Genomic DNA, 5,341 nt, shown 5'->3' on the forward strand with positions numbered 1-5,341 from the left:
TCTGATAGTGCAGGCATGGCAAGGGTTGGCGGGGGATCTTACACATTTACGCACGAATCCTTACGCCTAGCCTACAACCCAGCGGTGAGCCTTAAAATCCGTGTTTTTGATGGCTTCTGACTCATCCTTCCTTGACTGGATATGAGGTTCATAGCGACGACTTTTCAGATACGATCCCAGCCATTCCGCTTCATACCCTTTGTCCATGCACAGCCGGAGCCTTTTGCCCGGTCTGCCTGTCTGGAGGGCATCGAGCGTATCTGCAACCAGCTTTATGTCGTGCGTATTTGCCCCAGCGACAACCAGGGCAAGCGGAAGCCCGTTCGCATCAGTCATCAGACTGCGCTTTACGCCCTGTTTCCCCCGGTCTGTCGGGTTCCTGCCTGTTTTTTTGAGCCTGCCAGCGGTGATTTGGTCATACAGCCATCCATCGACAGCCACGACCAGTCAATCACGTCCAGTTGTTCGCAGGCAAGCAGTCCGTTCTGCCAGAAGCGTTCAAAAACTCCGGCATCCCGCCATTCCTGAAATCGGCGGTGAGCTGAGCTTGAAGAACATATTTCGGTGGCATTCAGGGCATTCCACTGGCAACCCGTTCTGAGCACAAAGAAAATAGCGTTCATTGCAGCACGATTATCAACCCGCTTGCGGTGCGTACCCAGCGGATGCTGTGTTTTATGTTCCGGGATGAGCGGCGCCATTTTCTCCCAGAGTTGATCACTAATCTGCCACTTGTTGTCCGCCATGTTTCACCCTCAGAAATTGCCATTGTGTATTAACTGACAATCCCTTTTGGGATAGGTTCTAAGCCATAGAGACTTACTAACAACGGTAACAATAAGTAGTAAGGAGAGACTCTGATCAGCATCATTTTGTGATGCTGATCAGGATTTAAATTGCGATATAAATCACAATGGCTGAGTTTTTTATGAACTCATCCGGGTGAACCGACTCTGACAATGTGGAGAATAATAAATTACAACATGTGAAAGGAGTCTGTATGTATCAGGTTGATTATAATAGTTATCGCTCCGTTAAAGGTTTTAATCGGCGCGTCCGTTTTCTGATAATGCATTATACCGCACTCGATTTTGAAAACTCGATTATTGCGCTAACAGATTCTTCGGTCAGCGCCCATTACCTTGTCCCGGACCCTTCAGATAGATCATATACAGGTGCCGGTTTTAAAGATATGCGCATTTTTAATCTGGTTGATGAGAATGAACGTGCATGGCATGCAGGGGTCAGTTCGTGGGCCGGCCGCAGTAATCTAAACGATACATCAATAGGAATTGAGACGGTTAATTTAGCTACCGATAATAACGGGGTATTTACATTTCCGCCCTATAATCCAGTCCAGATTGATGCAATCAAAGAACTGGCAATAAATATCCTTCAGCGCTATCCGGATATTACGCCCGTAAATGTTGTCGGACACAGTGATATTGCCCCCGGAAGAAAAAGTGACCCCGGTGCAGCTTTCCCATGGAAAGAGCTTTACGCAGCAGGCGTCGGGGCATGGTTTGATGAGGAAACAAAGCATAAATATATTGAGCAGTTTAGCCATTCGTTACCTTCGAAAGATGACGTGACCGGAATGCTGAAACAGTATGGCTACGACACTTCAGGTTCGGGAAGTGACGCCGGTTATGCTCAGTTAATCCGTGCATTCCAGCTGCATTTTCGTCCCTGTAATTACAGCGGTAAGCTGGATACTGAAACTGCCGCGATCCTTTATGCTCTTGTGGAAAAATACAAATAGGGAGATACAGATTATGAATGAATTTATTACGGGCGGGTGGAGCCAGTCACTGTCTGGCAGACCCCTTAAAGAATTCGACGTCATGATGTATGGCATGGTGACAAACCTTGACGGGCTGACAACAGGGACGCCGGCCAGCCCCGGCTGGAGTCCGGAAAAGCAGGATAAACCCGATAATACTCCCGATTTTAAAGGGAGGACGCTCTGGGTCTATGGTGGAGGTGGGTGCTCTCCTGAAGGAAAACCTTCAAATCAGGATGAAGTTTTGCGAATTGCTGAAGCCACAAAAAGCCGGGGCTGGGATGGCGTGGACTTTGATGATGAATGCAATATGAACACCGGTCTCGTCATTGAGGCAATGAAGCAGTTAAAAAAATGCCAGAAAGAAACCAGTTTTGGTTTTATTGCCGGATACTCTTACAATCATCCGGCTACAGATAACGGTAAAAAACTGAACGAAAAGGTTAAAAATCTCATCCAGTCAGGCCAGTGTGACCGGTTTATTCATTACTGTTATGCCTCAGCAATGTGGAGCAATGAGGACATTACCGGCAAAGTTATTCCCGCCCTGAAACGGACGTTAGAGCACGGTGCCGAAAACAAGAAATGCATTCTGGCCCTGACAACAAAGGGCATGACGGACTGGAATTTGAATTACTTCATCGATCAGGTGCTCGATTTTAATCTTGGGGGATTATTTATATGGAAATATGAAGATTTAAAAGATGAACATTATAAAATAATCAAAGACAGGTTGTGGAAATAAAAAATCAGATATGTGCATGATTCTAAAATAAGTGACCGCCATGGCGGCCACCATAATATTCACTCAGCAGAGTAAATAGTTTCCGCTATTCAATAAAACCCAGCTTAAACTGCGCTTTACCGGCCAGTGACACCAGTCCCGGGTTCTCCGGATAAGAAGCAAGTAGGGGTAAAAAGACGGCACCGCCAATGATACTCCGGCTGTCGGAATCTACCGGTCGTAGTCCCCATATATTCTGGTATGTCATCGGTACATTCTGTCCGTTAATGACCGTATTACCGGTATACAGCATGATATGCCCCGGAATGTATACAAGCGTGGTAAACGGCCTGCCATGCTCCGTGAGATAACGAAGCCGTGTGCTGGTGTCCTCCTGGCTAAGGTCGACAATCCGGGCTGCGGCCTTTATCTGTGCCGCTGAGTTTCTGGGAAGAAATATCCCAAAGGGCATCATGAGGCTGCGCATTTCTGCAGAGCAGTCATTATAGAAGTTATAATTTCCCCAGCCATAAGGCCTGCCGCTCATCGACTTCATCAGTACAGCTATATTTCCGGGTGTCATTTCCCATGGCATGGCGACAAACTCATCTTTCTGAAGTCTGACCTGGCGAATCTGTGCGCGGCCATCGCTTTTACGCACGGGCATAGTAACGTCAAAAAAGCCGGGCTGTCTATTCCTGAATGGCAGAATGGTTCCGGGACGTGCCGTAAAATAATACTGTCCTCCTTCATGGACGGAAACCGATTCTTTAATAAATGCGCCCAGGTTTTTATCTGCCAGCGTCAGCCATTCGGTAACAAACTGCTGATCCACCGCTGCAATATCTTCGCTGCGCACCCACCCGGTGACTGTGGGGGATAAAGCGTATTTCCAGCGCCTGTCGCGGCTGGCCGCCAGCACGTAGACGGGGGTGCCGGGACGGACAGATGACATCTGTAAATTGTCAAAAGGGTAGCCCTGACCGGCCTGACGGGGATCGTCATAAGCCGGATCGGCGGTCGGAAGAACCCTGACCAGCGTTTCCCTGACTGCAATTCCCCGTTCCGAAGGGCGATAAACACGGTCGACGCTGGTCGTCGCGTTATTCCTTACCTGCTGTTTCCAGCTGTCCGGGTGGATCCTGAAGTTCTCGCCCCAGGAAACACTTTGCGCCCCCAGATACTCACTGATACTGGCGTCACGGGCAGCTTCAGCTCCTTTAGTCAGGACTGATGCGATGTAATAAGGGTTCCAGGGAGACTTTTCGCCCGTCCCCATACCAAAATAACGGGATTTCAGGTCAGAAAAGTGGCGCTGCTGTGCAGCGGTATCCATAACGGGAACATGCCTGTCCGGGCCGGGAGGGAACCATTTATCAACGGACTGCGGGTAGTTTCCCAGCGGGAACAGCGATTTGGTCGGGTCGATATAGTCTGCCGGCACATGGCCGGCAGTCGCTACGTCATTTACCCCCGTCCTGTGCGGATCGGTGTGGCATGCCGATAACAGCAGGGGAACAATCAGGCAAAGAGGCTTTATTCCTTCCGGTATCGGGATTCTTTTCATACAGCAACTCCGGTAATGGGTGGGTCACTCAGCCTGCAATACGATGATGCCCGGCTTCGCGCGCATGTATTCCAGAAACGGCGAATCCACCACTTTTCTGTTGGCGGCCAGCGAGGAGGCATTCCTGAACCACACCTGCCCGTCGTGGCGGACCACGATACCCACATGCGAAACGTCCAGCCCTTCAAGCGGAGAGTAGACGCCGACATAATCCCCGGTTTTCAGACGGTCCAGCACCTGCTGACTGATGGTGTTTCCGGGAATGTAATTTATTTTACGAGGATGAATGCCCAGCCCCGGGATGTACTCCCCCCCGTCCGGTTTTCGGTTAAGCTGTTTGTCCGCCACGGCATAGTCAGGGCTGATATCTGGCGTGACGTCCCGGGCATTGCGTGGTGCGGTGGTGAACCAGTCGGAGAAGAAGTGCCGGCGGCTGAGGTAGTCAACGTTCCCCCCGGTGTAACGAACCTCTGTAAGATTATGCAGGAACGATTTCTTGTCATGGCTGCGGGTCAGGGCCTCCACGTAATCTGCCAGGGTAAAGCAGTCCACACCGTTGAAATTCACGACAAGCGCCTCGGGGGTACCGGCTCCGCCGATGAGCGTATCAGCCTGGTAAGACGTACCGAGAAAAGCTGATGACACGCGGCTGATAACTTCCCCGTGATTTTTACCTGAAGAAGGTATGACATCCGAGCGAATAATCTGGTTTACTTTTTCTGCCGTAACGCTGTCCATGATAGTCTGATATTTTTCTGGGCCGGGTGCGGCACAGGCCGTCAAATACGCCGACATAAATAAAACCGTCCATACTTTTACTTTCACAATCATCTTCCTTAAAGGTAAAAATCCCACCTGTACCTTTAAGGAAGATGATTGTAATAGATACAAAAAAGCGCTATCGGTTGATTCCTTGTTGAAAAATCAGGAACTGGAGGGTGCGGAATGTGAAGGCTATCACGCGATCTGACTCTCTTTCGTTTTTGCAGGGTTATCCTGTGGGGCTGAGCGCTCAGTGATGCCTGACTGCGAGTGGGTGTCGGAAATTTCGGCGGTTCCGGCGTAGAACCCCGTAATCTGAGTAAAGGAACCTACTCAGAAGAGACGCAGCGTTGTCAGGTAGATGCTGCCCGTTTCCGGACGATATATTTTGACGGGCATTACCCATTTCTCAGACAGAAAGATTGATACGTGACAGACGTGACAGACGTGACAAAATTTTGGCGGCTTGCCGCTTACAACCCCAATTAGGGGTTGTAAGCGGCAA

General features: G+C 49.7%; 4 protein-coding genes and 1 pseudogene. 2 read left to right on the forward strand and 3 right to left on the reverse strand.

The genetic code is table 11. The annotated features are described in order from the left end of the window. Positions 1 to 72: 72 nt before the first annotated feature. A pseudogene (locus J8X26_RS18610) lies at positions 73 to 746 on the reverse strand (IS5 family transposase); the annotation flags it as partial. A 254-nt stretch (positions 747 to 1,000) separates the two neighbouring features. On the opposite strand from J8X26_RS18610, the gene J8X26_RS18615 reads away from it, so the two are divergent. Continuing rightward, positions 1,001 to 1,762 (forward strand): N-acetylmuramoyl-L-alanine amidase, encoded by a 762-nt coding sequence (locus J8X26_RS18615; RefSeq protein WP_208951585.1) that lies wholly within the window; start codon positions 1,001 to 1,003, stop codon positions 1,760 to 1,762. Between the two features lie 13 nt (positions 1,763 to 1,775). Then, entirely contained in the window at positions 1,776 to 2,528 is a 753-nt protein-coding gene (locus tag J8X26_RS18620; RefSeq protein WP_208951586.1) for a hypothetical protein, read from the forward strand. Between the two features lie 85 nt (positions 2,529 to 2,613). Here the strand turns inward: J8X26_RS18620 and J8X26_RS18625 are convergent, their stop codons facing one another. Then, on the reverse strand, positions 2,614 to 4,074 hold the full coding sequence (locus J8X26_RS18625) for an SH3 domain-containing C40 family peptidase (RefSeq protein ID WP_208951587.1): 1,461 nt from the start codon (positions 4,072 to 4,074) through the stop codon (positions 2,614 to 2,616). A gap of 24 nt (positions 4,075 to 4,098) precedes the next feature. Next, positions 4,099 to 4,905, reverse strand: a complete 807-nt coding sequence (locus J8X26_RS18630) for a DUF1460 domain-containing protein (RefSeq protein ID WP_208951588.1) — start codon at positions 4,903 to 4,905, stop codon at positions 4,099 to 4,101. Positions 4,906 to 5,341 lie beyond the last annotated feature (436 nt).

The sequence above is a fragment of the Rahnella sp. ChDrAdgB13 genome (assembly GCF_017655185.1).
GTDB lineage: Bacteria > Pseudomonadota > Gammaproteobacteria > Enterobacterales > Enterobacteriaceae > Rahnella > Rahnella contaminans.

Excerpts from the sequence above, each read along its gene's own strand:
- J8X26_RS18630 (WP_208951588.1), bottom strand. The coding sequence starts at position 4,905 with ATGATTGTGAAAGTAAAAGTATGGACGGTTTTATTTATGTCGGCGTAT.
- J8X26_RS18620 (WP_208951586.1), top strand. The coding sequence starts at position 1,776 with ATGAATGAATTTATTACGGGCGGGTGGAGCCAGTCACTGTCTGGCAGA.
- J8X26_RS18625 (WP_208951587.1), bottom strand. The coding sequence starts at position 4,074 with ATGAAAAGAATCCCGATACCGGAAGGAATAAAGCCTCTTTGCCTGATT.
- J8X26_RS18615 (WP_208951585.1), top strand. The coding sequence starts at position 1,001 with ATGTATCAGGTTGATTATAATAGTTATCGCTCCGTTAAAGGTTTTAAT.